The sequence below is a fragment of the Caldicellulosiruptoraceae bacterium PP1 genome (assembly GCA_041320695.1).
In the GTDB taxonomy this organism is placed as follows: domain Bacteria; phylum Bacillota; class Thermoanaerobacteria; order Caldicellulosiruptorales; family Caldicellulosiruptoraceae; genus JBGGOQ01.
The window spans coordinates 118,141-135,298 of record JBGGOQ010000001.1 but is presented as its reverse complement, the minus strand read 5'-3'; the positions used below and the strand labels follow the sequence as shown (position 1 = coordinate 135,298).

At 28.4% G+C, this 17,158-nt stretch carries 18 protein-coding genes; all 18 read right to left on the bottom strand.

All coding sequences use genetic code 11. The features are described 5' to 3' along the window. Positions 1-50: 50 nt before the first annotated feature. Positions 51-563 carry a SpoIIIAH-like family protein gene (locus ACAG39_00715; GenBank protein ID MEZ0535749.1) on the bottom strand — a complete coding sequence of 171 codons (513 nt, stop codon included), beginning with the start codon at positions 561-563 and terminating at the stop codon, positions 51-53. Further along, the gene (locus tag ACAG39_00710) at positions 560-1,105 is read right to left on the bottom strand and encodes a hypothetical protein (protein MEZ0535748.1); all 546 of its coding nucleotides are present in this window, start codon (positions 1,103-1,105) and stop codon (positions 560-562) included. The genes ACAG39_00715 and ACAG39_00710 overlap by 4 nt, the downstream gene beginning before the upstream one ends. After that, a complete protein-coding gene (locus tag ACAG39_00705; protein MEZ0535747.1) occupies positions 1,098-1,607 on the bottom strand; it encodes a stage III sporulation protein AF in 510 nt (169 codons plus the stop codon). Before ACAG39_00705 ends, ACAG39_00710 begins: the two co-directional genes overlap by 8 nt. Positions 1,608-1,611: 4 nt before the next feature. After that, complete coding sequence (locus ACAG39_00700; GenBank protein ID MEZ0535746.1) at positions 1,612-2,742, bottom strand: stage III sporulation protein AE; 1,131 nt, start codon at positions 2,740-2,742, stop codon at positions 1,612-1,614. 12 nt (positions 2,743-2,754) lie between these two features. Further along, positions 2,755-3,138 (bottom strand): SpoIIIAC/SpoIIIAD family protein, encoded by a 384-nt coding sequence (locus ACAG39_00695; protein ID MEZ0535745.1) that lies wholly within the window; start codon positions 3,136-3,138, stop codon positions 2,755-2,757. Between the two features lie 12 nt (positions 3,139-3,150). Next, a complete protein-coding gene (spoIIIAC, locus tag ACAG39_00690; protein MEZ0535744.1) occupies positions 3,151-3,348 on the bottom strand; it encodes a stage III sporulation protein AC in 198 nt (65 codons plus the stop codon). Positions 3,349-3,374: 26 nt separating this feature from the next. Further along, positions 3,375-3,830 carry a stage III sporulation protein AB gene (locus tag ACAG39_00685; protein MEZ0535743.1) on the bottom strand — a complete coding sequence of 152 codons (456 nt, stop codon included), beginning with the start codon at positions 3,828-3,830 and terminating at the stop codon, positions 3,375-3,377. A gap of 1 nt (position 3,831) precedes the next feature. Then, entirely contained in the window at positions 3,832-4,719 is an 888-nt protein-coding gene (spoIIIAA, locus tag ACAG39_00680; GenBank protein ID MEZ0535742.1) for a stage III sporulation protein AA, read from the bottom strand. Between the two features lie 135 nt (positions 4,720-4,854). Next, the gene (locus ACAG39_00675) at positions 4,855-5,631 is read right to left on the bottom strand and encodes a TIGR00282 family metallophosphoesterase (protein MEZ0535741.1); all 777 of its coding nucleotides are present in this window, start codon (positions 5,629-5,631) and stop codon (positions 4,855-4,857) included. A 69-nt stretch (positions 5,632-5,700) separates the two neighbouring features. Next, entirely contained in the window at positions 5,701-7,263 is a 1,563-nt protein-coding gene (gene rny / locus ACAG39_00670; GenBank protein MEZ0535740.1) for a ribonuclease Y, read from the bottom strand. Positions 7,264-7,340: 77 nt separating this feature from the next. Then, positions 7,341-7,946 (bottom strand): RecX family transcriptional regulator, encoded by a 606-nt coding sequence (locus ACAG39_00665; protein ID MEZ0535739.1) that lies wholly within the window; start codon positions 7,944-7,946, stop codon positions 7,341-7,343. Next, complete coding sequence (gene recA, locus ACAG39_00660) at positions 7,930-8,997, bottom strand: recombinase RecA (GenBank protein ID MEZ0535738.1); 1,068 nt, start codon at positions 8,995-8,997, stop codon at positions 7,930-7,932. Before recA ends, ACAG39_00665 begins: the two co-directional genes overlap by 17 nt. A 69-nt stretch (positions 8,998-9,066) precedes the next feature. Then, positions 9,067-10,296 carry a competence/damage-inducible protein A gene (locus tag ACAG39_00655; GenBank protein ID MEZ0535737.1) on the bottom strand — a complete coding sequence of 410 codons (1,230 nt, stop codon included), beginning with the start codon at positions 10,294-10,296 and terminating at the stop codon, positions 9,067-9,069. An 11-nt stretch (positions 10,297-10,307) separates the two neighbouring features. Then, on the bottom strand, positions 10,308-10,856 hold the full coding sequence (gene pgsA / locus ACAG39_00650) for a CDP-diacylglycerol--glycerol-3-phosphate 3-phosphatidyltransferase (GenBank protein MEZ0535736.1): 549 nt from the start codon (positions 10,854-10,856) through the stop codon (positions 10,308-10,310). Further along, positions 10,853-12,175 carry a 30S ribosomal protein S12 methylthiotransferase RimO gene (gene rimO / locus ACAG39_00645; GenBank protein ID MEZ0535735.1) on the bottom strand — a complete coding sequence of 441 codons (1,323 nt, stop codon included), beginning with the start codon at positions 12,173-12,175 and terminating at the stop codon, positions 10,853-10,855. The genes pgsA and rimO overlap by 4 nt, the downstream gene beginning before the upstream one ends. Then, positions 12,168-13,052 carry a bifunctional methylenetetrahydrofolate dehydrogenase/methenyltetrahydrofolate cyclohydrolase FolD gene (gene folD, locus ACAG39_00640; GenBank protein ID MEZ0535734.1) on the bottom strand — a complete coding sequence of 295 codons (885 nt, stop codon included), beginning with the start codon at positions 13,050-13,052 and terminating at the stop codon, positions 12,168-12,170. Before folD ends, rimO begins: the two co-directional genes overlap by 8 nt. Then, positions 12,970-14,865 (bottom strand): YgiQ family radical SAM protein, encoded by a 1,896-nt coding sequence (locus ACAG39_00635; protein ID MEZ0535733.1) that lies wholly within the window; start codon positions 14,863-14,865, stop codon positions 12,970-12,972. Before ACAG39_00635 ends, folD begins: the two co-directional genes overlap by 83 nt. Positions 14,866-14,874: 9 nt before the next feature. Further along, the gene (locus ACAG39_00630; protein ID MEZ0535732.1) at positions 14,875-17,097 is read right to left on the bottom strand and encodes a DNA translocase FtsK; all 2,223 of its coding nucleotides are present in this window, start codon (positions 17,095-17,097) and stop codon (positions 14,875-14,877) included. Positions 17,098-17,158 lie beyond the last annotated feature (61 nt).

Below are 17,158 nucleotides of genomic sequence, written 5' to 3'. Positions count from 1 at the left end.
TTCTCTTTTCCTTATAGTTATTATACCCTAAATTTATTAAATTTAACACATCAATCTTTAAGGCTATTTATTCTAATTTGATTAAATTTTATTTTGAAATTATTTGTTATAATATTTTGGATTATTATAATATCGTTTTTTGATAATTTTTTATCTACAACAACAAAAACCAAATCATTATTTTTATATACTGCACAATTTGTATAACCTTTAGATTGTAACAAACTTTCTGCAATCATCTCTTTATTACTTAAATCAATTATATTAGATATTTTTTGATCTATCAATGATTTATTGGAATTATCTGCTTTTTTTAATAATTCAATAAGTAAATCAACCTCTTTACCTCTTTCAATCTCCCTTTTAAGCTTTAAATCATCTATACTTGTATTTTTTGTAAGAGTTAAATTTTGATTTGAAACCTCCAAAACTTGTGGACCATTATCCTTTTTATTAAAGTTTCTTGAAGTTAAAATACCACTAATAAGAAGAAATATAACTAAAAAAATAAGTATTAATTGATTTTTGTTATATACTTTGATAAATATTCTTTTATATTTCATTTTACATATACCTCCACTTTATTTGGTGTTATTCCAAGAACTCTTGAAGTAAGTTTTATAAGGCCTATATACACATTTTTGTCTGAAGCACCTTTAGAAACAATTGCAACCCCTCTAACTTTAGGATGAACTTTTTTTACTATAAATGGTTTTGAACCATCATTTTGTTGAAGCAAAACTACTTTATTATCAACTTGTTCTTCTTTTAAGATTCTTTGCCCTTGGCTTTCCTCATTTCTTGTTTCTTTACTTGTTTCTGTTGCTAACATGTATTCATAGCTATCCTCAAAAGTAATCATAACCGAAACATCACCTGTTGGATCTACCTGTTTTAGAAGTTTCAATAGTTTATTTTCTATATTTTGTTCATAATTCATTTCTTCACTGTCATTAGTTATTTCTTTATCGTTACTTTTTGAAACAGGTGTCGAAAAAATATTTGTAAGAAATATTAAAAGAATTCCTACTGCAATTAAAAAGATTATCATTTCTTTGTTTTTAATAAGTCTTTCAAGTAGTTTTTCTAAAAATTCTTTATTCATTCTTTTTCACCTCTTTAAAAAATATACTTTTGCTTTCAATTAAATACTCAGTTGATAGATATTCTACTAATTCTTTTGAAAACTTTTGATTTATAGTAATGCTTATAATTTTTCCAAACTGATTTGATTTGATATCTTCATTTATTTCAATATCCTCTATTACAATATCTTTTCCATACTTGTTTTTTACCTTAACTTTTATATCTTCTACTATTCTTTTTTTAAGCTCATTAATAATATTTTTTGCATATGAATGGCTATCAATAGAATTTTTATTATCAAACTTCTTACTAAAACTTAGTATTTCCTTAGTTAAATCATTTTTAAAATTTTTTGATATATCAATAACTGGTGATAATAATGTTAATGTAATACAAAGGCCTAAAAAAAGATTTATATATTTCTTATAATCTTGTGGTGTCAGAAGATCTAATACCATTGAAAAAGCAATCAAATAAAAAATACTTTTTAAGGCATTTTCTATTGAGGATAATAAGCTCATTAAATCACCGCCCAATTTGAACTGTAAATAGTATTGCTGTGAAAGATATTAAAAATAAAGCCATTGATGCAAATACAACTGCAAAAAGAATCATTAAATTATCAGCATAATCGGACATAAATTGAGCAAATTTTTTGTCAGAATAAATTTCAATAAGTGATGATGCTAATCTAAAAACAAATGAGATTATTAATATCTTTAAAAGAGGAATACCAATTATAAGAAGTAAAAACACAAGTCCAAATACTGTTGTTGTATTCTTAACTAAACTTAATGATCCAGCTATTGCATCCGCAGCATCAGATAATATTTTCCCTACTACAGGTACAAAATTCCCAACAGTGTATTTTATTGATTTAGCTGTAAAATTATCAACAGATGCTCCAGTAAACCCTTCAACAGAAATTAGTCCAGTAAATACAGCAAGTCCAAAAATAGCACACCATAAAATAAGAGTTTTTATAAATCCAAGCAGCTTTTTTAAGTTTACTCGTTCATCAATATTAGCAATAATACTAATTAAAAGATAAATTGAGCTTATAGGTGTTACTAAATTTAATAAAATCTGAGAAGAAAATACAACCGAAAAAGCTATTAATGGATTTATTACTGTAGCATATGTTATATATCCAGATGATGCTAATACAGTTAAAACAATTGGTGTTAGAGATTCAATAAAACTTGTAGATTTGGATAAAGTAGAATATGTAAGTTTTAATACTCCTTCAAGGTTTTTAAGAACTATTGTAACAATAACCAATAAAAAGGCATAGAATGTAGCTTTTGATACTTCTGCTGTCTTAAAAGAATTTTGGACATTAAATAAAATTGAATAAATTAAACAAATAATCATTATTATTAATACTTGTGAAAAAGTTAAATCAATTTCTTTAAAAATATTATTCACTATATTTTTTATTAAAAAAGCTTTATCTTGTTTTTTGTTTGACAATATCCCTTCTGAAATGTTTTTATAAAAATCATCGTTAGAAAACTTCTCAGAAATCTTTTTAAGTTTATTATAATAATCATATTCATCTTGATTTGTATTACTACTTGCAAAAGAGGTTTGTCCAATAAAAACTGCTGCTATTATAATAAGAATTGTGCAACACTTTAATAATTGCTTTATCATATTAGACTCCTCTTATATAAATTTTGATATAAAATTGATTAGTGAAAAAAGAATTGGTAACGATAGAAACAATATTATAACCTTACCTGCTAATTCAATTTTAAATGCAAATGCACTCTCACCACTGTCTTTGCATATATTTGAAGCATAGTCTGTAATTAAAGCTATTCCAGTCATTTTTATTAGTGAGCCAATATATTCGCTTGAACCAAAAACCTTATTGTTCATTTCAATAATTTCTCCAATTATAAATGCTATTTTGTCATATATAATAAAAAAGACTGCAATTCCTGTTATAATTGTAATTAATAAAGAAAACTCTGGTTGTGTTTTTTTTATAATAATTACAAATATCAAAGAAACTAAACAGATTATAATAACATTAAATAGCTCCATTATATTCACCCATTAAAATAGATTAAAAACAGATTTTACTGTATCAAAAAGTTTTTTTATAAGATCAACAACAATAATTAAAACAATTATCAAACCTGTTAATGTAGTTAGCATTGCTTGTTCTTCACGTCCGGTTTTTATAAGCACCTGATTCAAAACTGCAACAATAATTCCTACTGCAGCTATTTTAAATATTAAATCTATATTCATTCACAGCACCTCTTCAAGGGATTTAATTAGAAAAGAATTATACAAATTGAAATTCCACACAATGCACCAAGTATTGAAAAAAGCTTTGCATTTTTGTAGTATTCTTGTTTTGCTTCGATATATAGTTCATTTAATTGTCTAATATAATCATCAATTATTTGGTCTATTTCTAAGATTGATGATGTTGCAACAATATTAAAAAAATTTATAATAAGATTTTTCTCTGTTGATTTTAGATATGAGCATTTTAAACTTTCTTCAAAGTTAATTATTTTTTTTGAATTGTGTTTATTTATGTTGTTATATTTTTCTATAACTTGATTAATTGTATTTCTTGTTGAAATAATTTCTGTTTTTGCAAACTTTAAAAATGTTATTAAATTATTTATAAAATAAGACCTTTCTTTCAATTCGTAAGATTTAGAAAAGCCAAGTAGAAATGAGGAAAAAATTATTAAAATACTGCCAATTAACTTTATCATTTTATTCACCTAAATTAGTTATTTTTTCAATAGTTCCAGGGCCATTATTTTTACTTAATACAACAGCTACTTCAAAAGTTTTTGAGTCGATTATTTGCTTCATTGTTTTCCTTTTTTGCAATTCATCTAGTCCACTTGAATGGACTGTTGCAATAACTTTAACTCCCATTTTTGATGCTTCATTTATTGCAATATAATCTTCTTCCTCTCCTAATTCATCCATAGCTAATATATCTGGAGATAAACTTCTTATTGCCATAAGCATCCCATTATATTTTGAAACACCATCTAATATATATGTTCTTATTCCTAAATCTGTACCTATATTTTCTTTACCAAAAGCTGCAATCTCAGACCTTTCATCTATAACTGCAATATAAAATCCTCTAAAGCCAAAATCATTTCTACCGTTACTTAAATTTCTAATTAAATCTCTTAAAAGAGTAGTTTTTCCACAACCTGGTGGTGATATAATTAAGAGATTCTTAATGCTATTGTTATTTTTTAATATAAATGGTATTATTTTGTCAGAAATATTCCTTATGTCTTTTGCAATTCTAATGTTTAGCCCATTGATTTGAGTAAAAGAGATAACTTTTTTATTTGTTTCAGTAAACTTACCTGACACACCAATTCTATGACCACCTTTTATGCTAAAATACCCTTTTATCAACTCTCTCTCATAAGTATATAAAGAATTTTCAGTAAGATTTTTCATGATAGTATCAAGATAATAGTTAGTAATTATACAGTTATAAAATATATATTCATTTTTTGCTATAACTATTAATGGCTTTTCTAAAAAAATTCTTATTTCGTTAATTTCATATAAATCCTTTATTTTACTTCTAATAAGTGTGACTATATCAGTTGGAAACTTGGTTAATATTTCATCAATTTTGGAATTATATGTTGTAATAATTTGTATTACCCCCTCATCTTTGGTCTTACTAAATTTTATTATGTTAATTTATAAATTATGAAAAAAATCCAAGGTAATTTCTTAAGATTACCTTGGATTTTTTTATTCTTCTAAAGTGAAATTTAATCTTTGTATATTTGTTGCTTTTCCGCTATTTTCATCAATATCTATAATAACTCCATTGAGCTGTGCCATTCCTTTTGCTACTTCAAAACGCACAGGAAGCATTGTTATAAACTTTTGTATAACCAAATCTTTATCAACTCCTAATATTGACTCATATGGCCCTGTCATGCCAACATCTGTTATATAAGCAGTTCCATTAGGTAAGATTCTTTCATCAGAGGTTTGAACATGTGTATGTGTCCCAAAAACGCAGCTTACTCTGCCATCAAGGTAATATCCAAATGCTTTTTTTTCAGATGTTGCTTCAGCATGAAAATCAACTAAAATTATCTTGGTTTTCAACCTTTCAAGAATTTCGTCAATTCTCTTAAATGGGCACTCAAAATTTTCCATAAAAACACGACCACAAAGATTAATTACAGCATATTCATTCCCATTGTTTATATAAATATTATAGCCTCTACCCGGAGTTTTTTCTGGATAATTTGCTGGTCTAACAATTCTATGTTCATTTTCAATAAATGCAAAAATTTCTTTATTTGCCCATACATGATTACCCATGGTCATTACATTTATACCTGCAGAAAAAAGTTCATCTGCTACTTTCTTTGATATTCCGTTTCCACCAGCAGAATTTTCGCAATTTGCAATAACAACATCAATATGATAATTTTCTTTAACCTTATTCAACGAGTTTTTAATTATATTTCTGCCTGGCCTTCCTACAACATCTCCTATTGCTAAAAATCTCATATTTACCTCCAACATGATTTATAAAAAGCGTGTTTTGTAATCAAAACACGCTTTCTTTTCCTATTTACATTATTTTGCATACTCAATTGTTCTAACTTCTCTAATTACATTAACTTTAATTTGTCCAGGATAATCTACTTCGTTTTCAATTCTCTTTACTATTTCTCGAGCAATAAGAACTATGCTTTCATCATTTACAATTTCTGGTTTAACCATAATTCTTATTTCTCTTCCTGCTTGAATAGCATAAGCTTTTTCAACACCTTCAAACGAATTTGCTATTTCTTCTAATTTTTGTAATCGTTTGATATAGGATTCTAAAGATTCTCTTCTTGCCCCCGGTCTTGCTGCTGAAATAGAATCTGCAGCTTGAATTAAAACATTATAAATAGATTTTGTTTCCATTTCACCATGATGTCCAGCAATTGACTCAAGAACATCAATGTTAGTTTCTTTGTATCTTTTTGCTAACTCATAACCTATTAATGCGTGTGAGCCTTCAACCTCATGGTCAACAGCTTTACCAATATCATGAAGTAATCCGGCCCTTTTTGCAATTGATTGATCAATTCCAAGTTCAGCAGCCATTATTCCTGCTATAACAGCTACTTCAATTGAATGTGAAAGAACATTTTGACCATAACTTGTTCTGTATCTAAGCTTTCCAATTGTCTTTATAAGTTCTGGGTGTAGATTGTGTATACCAAGTTCAAATACAATCCTCTCACCCTCTTCTCTAATCTTTGTTTCAACCTCTTTCTTTGCTTTATCATACATTTCTTCAATTCTAGCAGGATGTATTCTTCCATCTAGGATAAGCTTTTCAAGAGTAAGTTTTGCAATTTCTCTTCTAATTGGATCAAAGCCAGATAATATAACAGCTTCAGGAGTATCATCAATTATTAAATCAATTCCTGTTACTGTTTCAAACGCCTTAATATTTCTTCCTTCTCTTCCAATTATTCTACCTTTCATCTCATCATTTGGAAGAGAAACAACAGAAACAGTATTTTCAGCTACATAATCGGATGAATACCTTTGGATTGATAAAGATATTATTTCTCTTGCTTTTTTATCAGCTTCTTCTTTAGCTTGCTGCTCGTATTCTTTTATCATTACAGCAAGGTCATGTTTTACTTCTTGTTCAACACTCTTAATTATTATTTGTTTTGCTTCTTCCTGGGTTAAACCAGAAATCCTTTGAAGTTCTTCATTTTCTTTCTTTTTGATTTCTTCAATCTCTTCTTGAAGTTTTTGAATATCTTTAAGTTTTTGATTAAGTTGTTCATCCTTTTCTTCAACCTGAGAAGTCTTTTTATCGAGCATTTCTTCCTTTTGTATCAATCTTCGCTCTAAGCGTTGAAGCTCAGATCTTCTTTCTCTAACTTCTCTTTCAAAATCATTTCTTGCTCTGTGAATTTCTTCTTTAGCACTTAATGTTGCTTCCTTTTTAGAAGCTTCTGCTTGTTTTTTTGCCTCATCAATTATTCTAAATGCTTCTTGTTCAGCACTTTTTATTACTTTTTCAGCTATTTTTTTTCTATATAAATAGCCTATAAAAAAGGCAATAATAGCAACTATCAAAGAAACCACAGAGGTTATAATAATATTAGCTCCACTAATCGTCTGCACCTCCTTTTATTAAACACATTAAAGGTTATAACTAAATTTTATTACTTTTTGCACAGTGTGTCAACCTTCGAAGCTTTCTACAATAACTTTAATTCTTTAATTTTCTCTATAATTCTTTCATATTCAAAACCTTTAGATATTAGATATCTAATTAATTTATTTATTTGGTTATAATCATTTTTATTCTTTATTTTCTTAACCTTTTTTTCTATAAGTTTATCCAAATATCCTTGATCAGATATTTCTGAAAAGTCAATAGAATTAATTAAATTTTCCTTAAATCCATTTTTCTTTAAGATATATTTTAATTCTTTTATAGATTTTTTACCTTTATACTTCTTTATAACCTTTTTTATATTTATATCCTCATTAATATATCCATTGTTTATAAAATAAGCTACTGCTTTTTGAGCAGTAGCTATGTCGAATCCTTTTGTTATCAAATATGAAATATATTGTTTTTCTGATTTTAATGGGTATCTTTTTATATATGACAATAGAGTATCCTTTGCTAATAAAAATTGATTTTGTTTTATAATTTCAGATAATTGTTCTTGCGATAATTCTTCTGTTTCAAATAAATAATTTTTAAAGTATATATCCTTGTGAATAGTGACTTCTTGCCCATTATCTAATAATAATTTAATAAAATTTATGTTTTGAATTTTATCCATTATCTTCATTTAAATCACCAGGTTCAAATAGTTCATCCTCTGTTGTTGCTGTAGTTTTTATCTTTTCAAATGCAATATTAGCATTTTGTTTAATCTTTTCAATTAATTCTTGCATTACTTGAGGATTTTCTTTCAAAAATTGCTTAGCATTTTCTCTACCTTGACCAATCTTTTGACCATTATATGTATACCAAGCACCACTCTTTTGAACAATATCAATGTTTACAGCAACGTCAAGGACGTTCCCTTCTCTAGAAATACCTTCGCCATATATCAAATCAAATTCTGCTTCTTTGAATGGAGGTGCGACTTTATTTTTAACAACTTTTACTTTTACCTTTGCACCGATTGATTCACCTTGGACTTTCAGTTGTTCACCTTTTTTTACTTCTAACCTAACTGATGAATAAAACTTAAGCGCACGACCACCAGGTGTAGTTTCTGGATTACCGAACATAACACCAACTTTTTCTCTTAGCTGATTTATAAAAATAACAATTGTTTTTGTTTTATTGGTAATACCCGCAAGCTTTCTAAGAGCCTGTGACATAAGTCTTGCTTGAAGCCCAACATGAGCTTCCCCCATTTCACCTTCAATTTCTGCTTGTGGAACCAATGCAGCAACAGAGTCCACAACTATAACATCAATTGCGTTACTTCTAACTAAAGCTTCAACAATTTCTAATGCTTGCTCACCGTTGTCAGGTTGTGAAACTAAAAGATTATTTATATCTACACCTAGCCTTTTTGCATAAAAAGGATCTAAAGCATGTTCTGCGTCAACAAATGCTGCTTCTCCTCCTGCCTTTTGTGCTTCTGCAATTATGTGAAGTGCAATAGTTGTTTTACCTGAAGATTCAGCACCATAAATCTCCACAATACGACCTCTTGGAACTCCTCCAACACCTAATGCAATATCTAAGGACAATGCACCTGTTGATACTACATCAATGTTATCCTTCGCTATTTCGCCTAATTTCATTATTGAACCTTTACCAAATTGTTTTTCAATATCAAGAACAACCCTATCAAGTGCTTTTTTCTTATCTATATTTTCCATAGAGAACCTCCATACGAACATTCGTTTTATTAAATTATATATTTTTTACTTCATTTTTTCAATATCGAACTAAAATATTTTTTTTCTTAAAACTTCAAGAGCAGCAAAGGTAGCATTCTCTTTAATAGTTTTACGATCTCCAACAAATCTATATTCGAAGCTTTCAGTTTTTCCATCATAGCATATCCCAACATAAACTAATCCAATAGGTTTTTTATCAGTTGCACCAGTTGGCCCAGCTATTCCAGTTGTACTAATTGAAATGTTTGCATTGGAATTTTTTATTGCACCCTCAGCCATTTTTTCTGCAACAAAGGAGCTTACTGCACCATATTCTTTAATTAATTCTTCTGGAACTCCTAATTCATCTATCTTAGCTTGATTTGAATATACAATAAAACCTCTATCAAAAACTGCTGACGCACCCGGAACATCAGTTATTTTATTGGCAATGAGCCCACCTGTGCATGACTCAGCAACCGAAAGAATTAATCCTTTCCTTCTTAGCTGCTCTACTATTAATTGTTCTATTGTTAAATCATCATATGAATATATAAATTTTTCTAATCTTTCTTTTACTTTAGTAACAATTTGATCAAGCATTTTGTATGCTATTTCTTGGTTATCTTTCTTAGTGGAGATTCTCATAGTTACTTCATACGGCTTTGCATATAAAGCGATTGTTGGATCTGTTTGGTTTAATATAATGTCTTTTAGTTGCTCTTCAATTGATGATTCACCAATCCCAGTAAATCTAATTATTTTTGAAAATATTCTTTTATTGGAGAATTTTTTTAAATAATTTTCTACATAATTTTCAAACATGGGTTTCAATTCATAAGGTGGCCCAGGAAGCAAAATTGCAACCTTCTCATCTTTTTCAATAATTACTCCAGGAGCAGTGCCAAAGTCATTTTTTAAGATAATTGATCCTAATGGAACTAAAGCCTGTTTTTTATTTATTTCAGGCATTTCTCTTTTTCTCATTTCAAAAAAACTTTGTATATGTTTTAACGTATCTTTATCTTCAACAAGTTCAATATTAAAAAAATCTGAAACAACCTCTTTTGTTATATCATCAGAAGTTGGACCTAAGCCACCAGTAAAAATTATCATATCTGATCTTGAATATGCAATTTGTATAGCTTTTTTAAGTCTATCGTAATTATCTCCTACAACAGTTTGATAATAAAGGTCTATTCCATATTGAGCTAATTTCTGTGAAATATATTGTGCATTTGTATTAACTATTTGTCCTAATAAAAGTTCAGTTCCAACACAAATAACTTCTGCAACCATAAGCTTTTTCCTCACTTTTTTGTATAATTAATTACATGCCAATTATTGCGTATGTAGTCAAAGCCAGAATAAATGGTCAAAATAACAGCTATCCAAAGAGAAAAAACATCAAATCTAAAATTAATCAAGCTAAATGGATAATTATTTAATAAAAGGGTAACTATTGCAACAACTTGAGATATTGTTTTAATTTTACCCCATATATTTGCAGCAATTACAATACCTTCTGCAGCAGCTACCATTCTCAAACCTGTAACAATAAATTCTCGACCAATTATTATCATAGCTATCCAAGAAGATAACTTATTTAATTCTACTAACGATACTAATGCTGCAGTTATTAACAGTTTATCTGCAAGAGGATCCAAAAACTTACCAAGATTTGTTACAATCTTTCTTGAACGTGCCAAATATCCATCTAAGCTATCAGTTATTGCTGCAATAATAAAAATTACTGATGCTATGAATTTGCTGTAATGCATATCACTTGCTAATAGAAAATACATAAATAAAGGTATTAACAATATCCTGATAGATGTTATAGTATTAGCAATATTCATTTAATTACCTCTCCTACTAAATCATACTCAAATGCGTCAACTATCTTTACTGTATAAAACTGTCCCTGTTTTAATTCCTCTTTAGAAAATGCTATTATTTTCCCATCTACTTCAGGAGCTTCAAATTGGCTTCTAGCTATATAAAAATTATTCTTATCCTTTCCTTCAATAATAATATCATAAGTCTTGCCAATTCTTTTTTTGTTATTATTTAATGATATCCTTCTTTGTAAATTAACAATTTTTTCAAATCTTTTTGCTTTAATATCTAGGTCAACTTGTGGAAGTTCTGCTGCTTTTGTATCTTCTTCTTGTGAATACATAAAAACTCCTAATCTATCGAATTTTGTTAATTTTATAAATTCATACAGTTCATCAAATTGTTCTTCTGTTTCAGTAGGAAATCCAACCATTACTGTAGTTCTTATAACTACTTCACTAAAAGAGTTTCTTATTTTTTCTATTACTTCCTTTATCTTTTGGCTAGTGGTCTTTCTATTCATTAGTTTTAATATTTTATCATTTATATGCTGAATAGGTATATCAAAATAATTTACTATTTTATCTGATTTATTTACTATTTTTATCAGTTCGTCATCAATATCTTCAGGATAAGAATATAAAAATCTAATCCATTTTAGTCCATCGATATTATTAAGTGTTTCTAATAATTTTGTTAGCATTCTTTTCTTATATAAATCAAGGCCATATTTTGTTGTATCCTGTGCTGTCAGTACTATCTCTTTGTAACCATTTGAAACTAAAAAGTTAACTTCGTCAATAATGTCTCCTATTTCTCTGCTTCTTAAATTGCCTCTAATTAATGGAATTGAGCAGTATGAACACCTATTATTACAACCTTCAGCAATTTTAACATATGCATAGAAATTAGGTGTTCCAATAACCCTTGGCATCTTACTGTTATAAATGAATTCCTTATTATCAAAGCTTAATATCTTCTTTTTATGGTTAAATAGTTTTTCAATTATTTCAGGTAATTTATTCAAGTCTCCTATCCCAATAGCAGCATCAATCTCAGGCATTTCGTTAACTAGTTCTTCTCTGTATCTTTCCGTAAGACAACCAGTAACTATTAAAAATTTGCACCTTTTCTTTTTATATTCTGCCATATCCAAAATTGTATCAATTGATTCTTCTTTAGCATCATTTATGAAACCACACGTATTTACAACAATAACATCAGCCTGTTCAGGATTATTTGTTATATTATAGCCATATTGTTTACAGTATCCCATCATAACTTCACTATCTACTAAGTTTTTGTTACATCCAAGTGAAATAAAGCCTATATTAATCAATTATAAATTCCTCCAATAAATTGTTTTGTATTAATGCAGCTTTTAAAACATTTTTCATAAGCATTGCTCTTGTCATAAGTCCAACTCCACCTGGAACTGGTGTAATATAAGCTGCTTTGTTAAATACATCATCAAAATCAACATCTCCAACCAATTTTTTTGAGTCTTCTAATCTATTTATTCCAACATCTACTATAATTGCATTTTCTTTTACAAAACATTCCTTTATCATCTTTGCTTTTCCAACTGCTGCTACTAATATATCGGCTGTTTGGCAAATTTTTTCTAAATTTTTTGTTCTTGAATGGCAGATTGTTACTGTAGCATTTTTCTTTAGAAATAAATATGATAATGGTTTTCCTACAATATTGCTTCTTCCAACAATAACAACATGTTTACCTTCTATAATAATATTTTCTCTTTCCAACATTTCTATTACACCTGCAGGTGTGCATGCAACTAATGTATATCTTTCATCAATTCCTGTAACCAAATTACCTACATTTAATGGATGAAATCCATCTACATCTTTGAAAGGCAGAATTTTTTTACATACTTTTGACTCATCAATTTGTTTCGGTAAAGGCATTTGAACAAGTATTCCGTTAATTTTGTCATCATTATTGAGTTTTTCAATTAATGAAAGTAACTGTTCTTCAGTAGTATCTTCAGATAATGCATATTCTATAGATTTAATACCAATTTCAGCACAATCACGTTTTTTTGAATCAACATATACCCTTGAAGCAGGATTATTCCCAACAATTATAACTGCTAATGTAACTTCAATGCCTTTATCGTTTAGTTGTTTTATCTTTTCTTTTACCTCTTGCTTTACTTGCTGAGCTATTTTTTTCCCATCTATTATTTGAGCCATTTTTTTTACCTCCTATATTATTTTTGTCAGGCTTGATTAATGCATCTTTGTGATTCCCAATTAAATCAGTTCTTTTAGCAATTTCTAAAGCTTTTTTAACATTATCATAATTATCTGGATCGTTGAAATGAAGCAAAGCCCTTTGCATATTCTTTTCTTTAATATCTTTTGGAATATATACCTTTTCAAGCGTAAAAGGATTCAAGCCAGTATAAAACATTGTTGTTGATACCGTTCCTGGCGTTGGATAAAAGTCTTGTACTTGATCAGGTATAAATCTATTTTTCTTTAAATAAAGTGCAAGTTCTATTGCATCCTTTAGTGTTGAACCAGGATGACTTGACATTAAATATGGTATTATATACTGTTTTTTACCAAGTTTTTTATTTACCTCAAAATATTTGTTAACAAATCTATCATAAACCTCACAAGGCGGTTTACCCATCAGCTTTAAAACATTATTTGATATATGCTCAGGTGCTAATTTTAACTGTCCAGATATATAATTTTTTGCTAAATCTTCAATATATTTAATAAAATTTTTATCTAATAAAAAATAGTCAAATCTTATTCCTGATCTTATAAAAACTTTTTTTACACCTTTTATTTTAGAAACTGTTTCAAGTATATCGAAATACTCTGAATGGTCAACCTTTAAATTCTCACAGGGTTTTGGAAACAAGCATTGTCTATCCTTACAAGCACCATACTTTAATTGTTTATCACATGCAGGAATTCTAAAATTTGCAGTAGGCCCACCAATATCGTGAATATACCCCTTAAATTTTGGGTGATTAACTAATTTCTTTACTTCTTCAACAATTGACTCTTTACTTCTTTTTTGAATTATTCTCCCTTGATGAAAGTGTAGTGAGCAAAAATTACAACCTCCAAAGCAACCTCTATGGGAAGTAATACTAAATCTTACCTCTTCAATTGCCTTTATTCCACCTTGACTTTCATAAATTGGGTGATATTCCCTTTGATATGGAAGAGAATATACATAATCCATCTCTTGAGTTGTTAATGGCATTGAAGGTGGATTTTGAACAACATAAAGAGTTTTATGTTGTTGAACTAGTGTTTTGCCCGTAAAAGGATTTTGTTCTTTATAAAAAATCGCAAAAGATTTTGCGTATAAAACTTTATTATTTTGAACCTCTTCAAAAGAATTTAGCATAATATAATCTTTCAATTCTGATATATCTTTAGCCACATAACATGTGCCATTAACATTCTTAATGTCTTTTATATTTTCACCTTTTTTTAATCTTTCTAATATTTCAAAAAGAGGTTTCTCTCCCATTCCGTATATTAATAAATCAGCACTTGAATCAATTAATATAGAAGCCCTTACTTTATCTTGCCAGTAATCATAATGAGCAAATCTTCTTAAACTTGCTTCAATACCACCAATAATTATTGGTACATTCCCATATTCTTTTCTGATCATGTTACAGTAAACTATTGTTGATCTATCTGGCCTTAATCCTCTTTTATTATTTGGAGAATAAAAATCTTCTGAACGAGGCTTTTTATTTACTGTATAGTGTGCAACCATCGAATCTAAATTACCAGCAGATACCAAAAAAGCTATTTTAGGCTTTCCATAAATGGTAATTGACTTTGTATCCGTCCAGCTAGGCTGTGGTATAATCCCAATCTTAAAACCTTTATCTTCAATTATTCTCGAAATTATGGCATGTCCAAATGAAGGATGGTCGACGTAAGCATCACCTGTAATAAAAACAAAGTCAAGCTCATTCCATCCCCTTTTTTTAGCCTCATTCATTGTTATTGGTAGAAAGTCCATTTAAATATATCACTCCATATTCATTAACATTTCATTAAACTGATCTTTTGTTATTAGAACTTGTCTTGTTTTGTTGCTATCCATTTTACTTACAATTCCTTTAGCTTCCATTTGATCAAGAATTCTTGCAGCACGTGCATATCCTATTTTTAATTTCCTTTGCAAAAATGATGTTGAAGCATTTTGTGACTCAACAATGACCTGTAATGCTTGCAAAAAGAGCTCATCTTTTTCTTGATCATCAAAATCATTGTTTACTTTGCTTATCTGTTCAACAATCTCTTCATTATATTCACATTTTATATTAGATTTCAAATACTCAACAACACGTTCTACTTCTTGGTCTGACACAAAACAGCCTTGTACTCTTATAGGTTTATTTATCCCCATAGGTAAGTATAGCATATCTCCTCTTCCTAATAGTTTTTCAGCCCCTGAAGAATCTAAAATTGTCCTTGAATCTACTTGTGATGATACTGCAAAAGCAATTCTTGATGGAATATTTGCCTTTATAACACCTGTTATAACATCAACCGATGGCCTTTGAGTTGCAACAACAAGATGCATACCAGCAGCTCTTGCCATTTGAGCTAATCTACATATAGAATCCTCAACTTCTGTTGGAGATACCATCATTAAATCTGCTAACTCATCAATCACAATTACAACATAAGGAAGTTTTTGAGTGCCATTTTTCTCACATAATTTATTATATCCAATTATATCTCTAACACCTGCTTGGGCAAACATTTTATATCTCGAATTCATTTCGCCAACTGCCCAATTTAAAGCATTTGCTGCTTTCTTTGCATCGGTGACAACAGGGATTAATAAATGAGGAACTCCATTATAAACACTTAATTCAACTACTTTTGGATCTACTAGTATTAATTTAACATCATTAGGATGACATCTATATAAAATACTTATTATTAATGAGTTTATACATACACTCTTTCCTGATCCTGTAGCACCTGCTATAAGCAAGTGTGGCATCTTTGAAATATCTCCTATAATAGGAGAACCTGCAATGTCTTTCCCAATTGTAAAAGGTATTTTATTTGTTGATGAAAAAAAGCCTTGGTCCTCAAGTAATTCTCTAATAAAAACTGATCTTGGTTCTTTATTAGGTATTTCAATTCCTATGGCAGATTTATTTGGTATTGGAGCTTCAATTCTAACAGAGGCTGCTGCCAAGGACAGTGCAATATCATCTGAAAGATTAACAATTCTACTAACCTTTACCCCTTGTCCAGGCTGCAATTCATATCTTGTTATTGTAGGTCCAATAGAAACTTCTGTAACAACGGCTTCTATGCCGAAGCTTTTTAATGTTTCTTCTAATTTTCGAACATTATCATTTATTTCTTTTTTTGATATTATATTGCTATCAGACGGTTTTTTCAAAAAATCTATTAATGGATATTTATAATCTGTATTTTGTATATTTAGTTGATTATCAAATGGATTATTTTCTTTTTCTATTTTATTCTTTTTCTTTATATCATTGTTTTTTTTATCCTCAAATGAGCCTTGATTATATTTATCTAATAATTCTGATTTTATTTTGAAATCAATTAAAGTATTTTCTTTTTTTTCTTCAGATATTTGATGGTTGAAAAAATTTCTCTCTTTATCTTGTTCTATCTCATTATCAGTATTTTGGGATTTATCTATTCTTCTAAATTTTTTGTTTTTTTTAATAGCATTTCTTATGGAAAATTGTGTTATTAACATGCTAAATAGCAAAATCACTGCAACTGAAAAAATAATTGTCCCTGTCTGTCCAATAAGCTTATATAAAGGATATGTTATAATAAAACCAAACAATCCGAATCCGTTAAATTCCTGACCAGCAAAAAAGCTTTCTTTTAACATATCAATAAATAATGTTTCTTGTTTAATAATACCATTTATTGATGTAAATAAAATATTAATAAAAATAAAATAAGTAAATAAAATTACATCTACGCTTTTTGATATTTTTTCTCTTTTGATTATAGAATCTAGCGAGATATAAATTAATAATAATAATATCAAAAAACTACCAATACCAAAAGTGCCTTTTATAATATTTCTAATAAAGATTCCAATAATACCAACCTTATTTGTAAACAATGAAAATATAATAAAAATTGTAACAAAAAACAAAAATGTCCCGAATATTTCTGCATTTATCCTATCAAAAACCTCTTTTTTGATCCTATATTTTTTACTATGTTTATTAGCCATAACATTCCCTCTTCAAAGTTTTCTAAGATATATTATAACTTTTTGGCAAAAAAATAAAACC

What these genes read in the sequence shown, in the direction of transcription:
- ACAG39_00715 (MEZ0535749.1), bottom strand. Translation starts at nt 563, where the DNA reads ATGAAATATAAAAGAATATTTATCAAAGTATATAACAAAAATCAATTA.
- recA (MEZ0535738.1), bottom strand. Translation starts at nt 8,997, where the DNA reads ATGGAAAATATAGATAAGAAAAAAGCACTTGATAGGGTTGTTCTTGAT.
- ACAG39_00710 (MEZ0535748.1), bottom strand. Translation starts at nt 1,105, where the DNA reads ATGAATAAAGAATTTTTAGAAAAACTACTTGAAAGACTTATTAAAAAC.
- pgsA (MEZ0535736.1), bottom strand. Translation starts at nt 10,856, where the DNA reads ATGAATATTGCTAATACTATAACATCTATCAGGATATTGTTAATACCT.
- spoIIIAC (MEZ0535744.1), bottom strand. Translation starts at nt 3,348, where the DNA reads ATGAATATAGATTTAATATTTAAAATAGCTGCAGTAGGAATTATTGTT.
- ACAG39_00685 (MEZ0535743.1), bottom strand. Translation starts at nt 3,830, where the DNA reads ATGATAAAGTTAATTGGCAGTATTTTAATAATTTTTTCCTCATTTCTA.
- ACAG39_00700 (MEZ0535746.1), bottom strand. Translation starts at nt 2,742, where the DNA reads ATGATAAAGCAATTATTAAAGTGTTGCACAATTCTTATTATAATAGCA.
- ACAG39_00635 (MEZ0535733.1), bottom strand. Translation starts at nt 14,865, where the DNA reads ATGGACTTTCTACCAATAACAATGAATGAGGCTAAAAAAAGGGGATGG.
- ACAG39_00630 (MEZ0535732.1), bottom strand. Translation starts at nt 17,097, where the DNA reads ATGGCTAATAAACATAGTAAAAAATATAGGATCAAAAAAGAGGTTTTT.
- ACAG39_00675 (MEZ0535741.1), bottom strand. Translation starts at nt 5,631, where the DNA reads ATGAGATTTTTAGCAATAGGAGATGTTGTAGGAAGGCCAGGCAGAAAT.
- ACAG39_00665 (MEZ0535739.1), bottom strand. Translation starts at nt 7,946, where the DNA reads ATGAAGATAATGGATAAAATTCAAAACATAAATTTTATTAAATTATTA.
- folD (MEZ0535734.1), bottom strand. Translation starts at nt 13,052, where the DNA reads ATGGCTCAAATAATAGATGGGAAAAAAATAGCTCAGCAAGTAAAGCAA.
- ACAG39_00695 (MEZ0535745.1), bottom strand. Translation starts at nt 3,138, where the DNA reads ATGGAGCTATTTAATGTTATTATAATCTGTTTAGTTTCTTTGATATTT.
- ACAG39_00655 (MEZ0535737.1), bottom strand. Translation starts at nt 10,296, where the DNA reads ATGGTTGCAGAAGTTATTTGTGTTGGAACTGAACTTTTATTAGGACAA.
- ACAG39_00705 (MEZ0535747.1), bottom strand. Translation starts at nt 1,607, where the DNA reads ATGAGCTTATTATCCTCAATAGAAAATGCCTTAAAAAGTATTTTTTAT.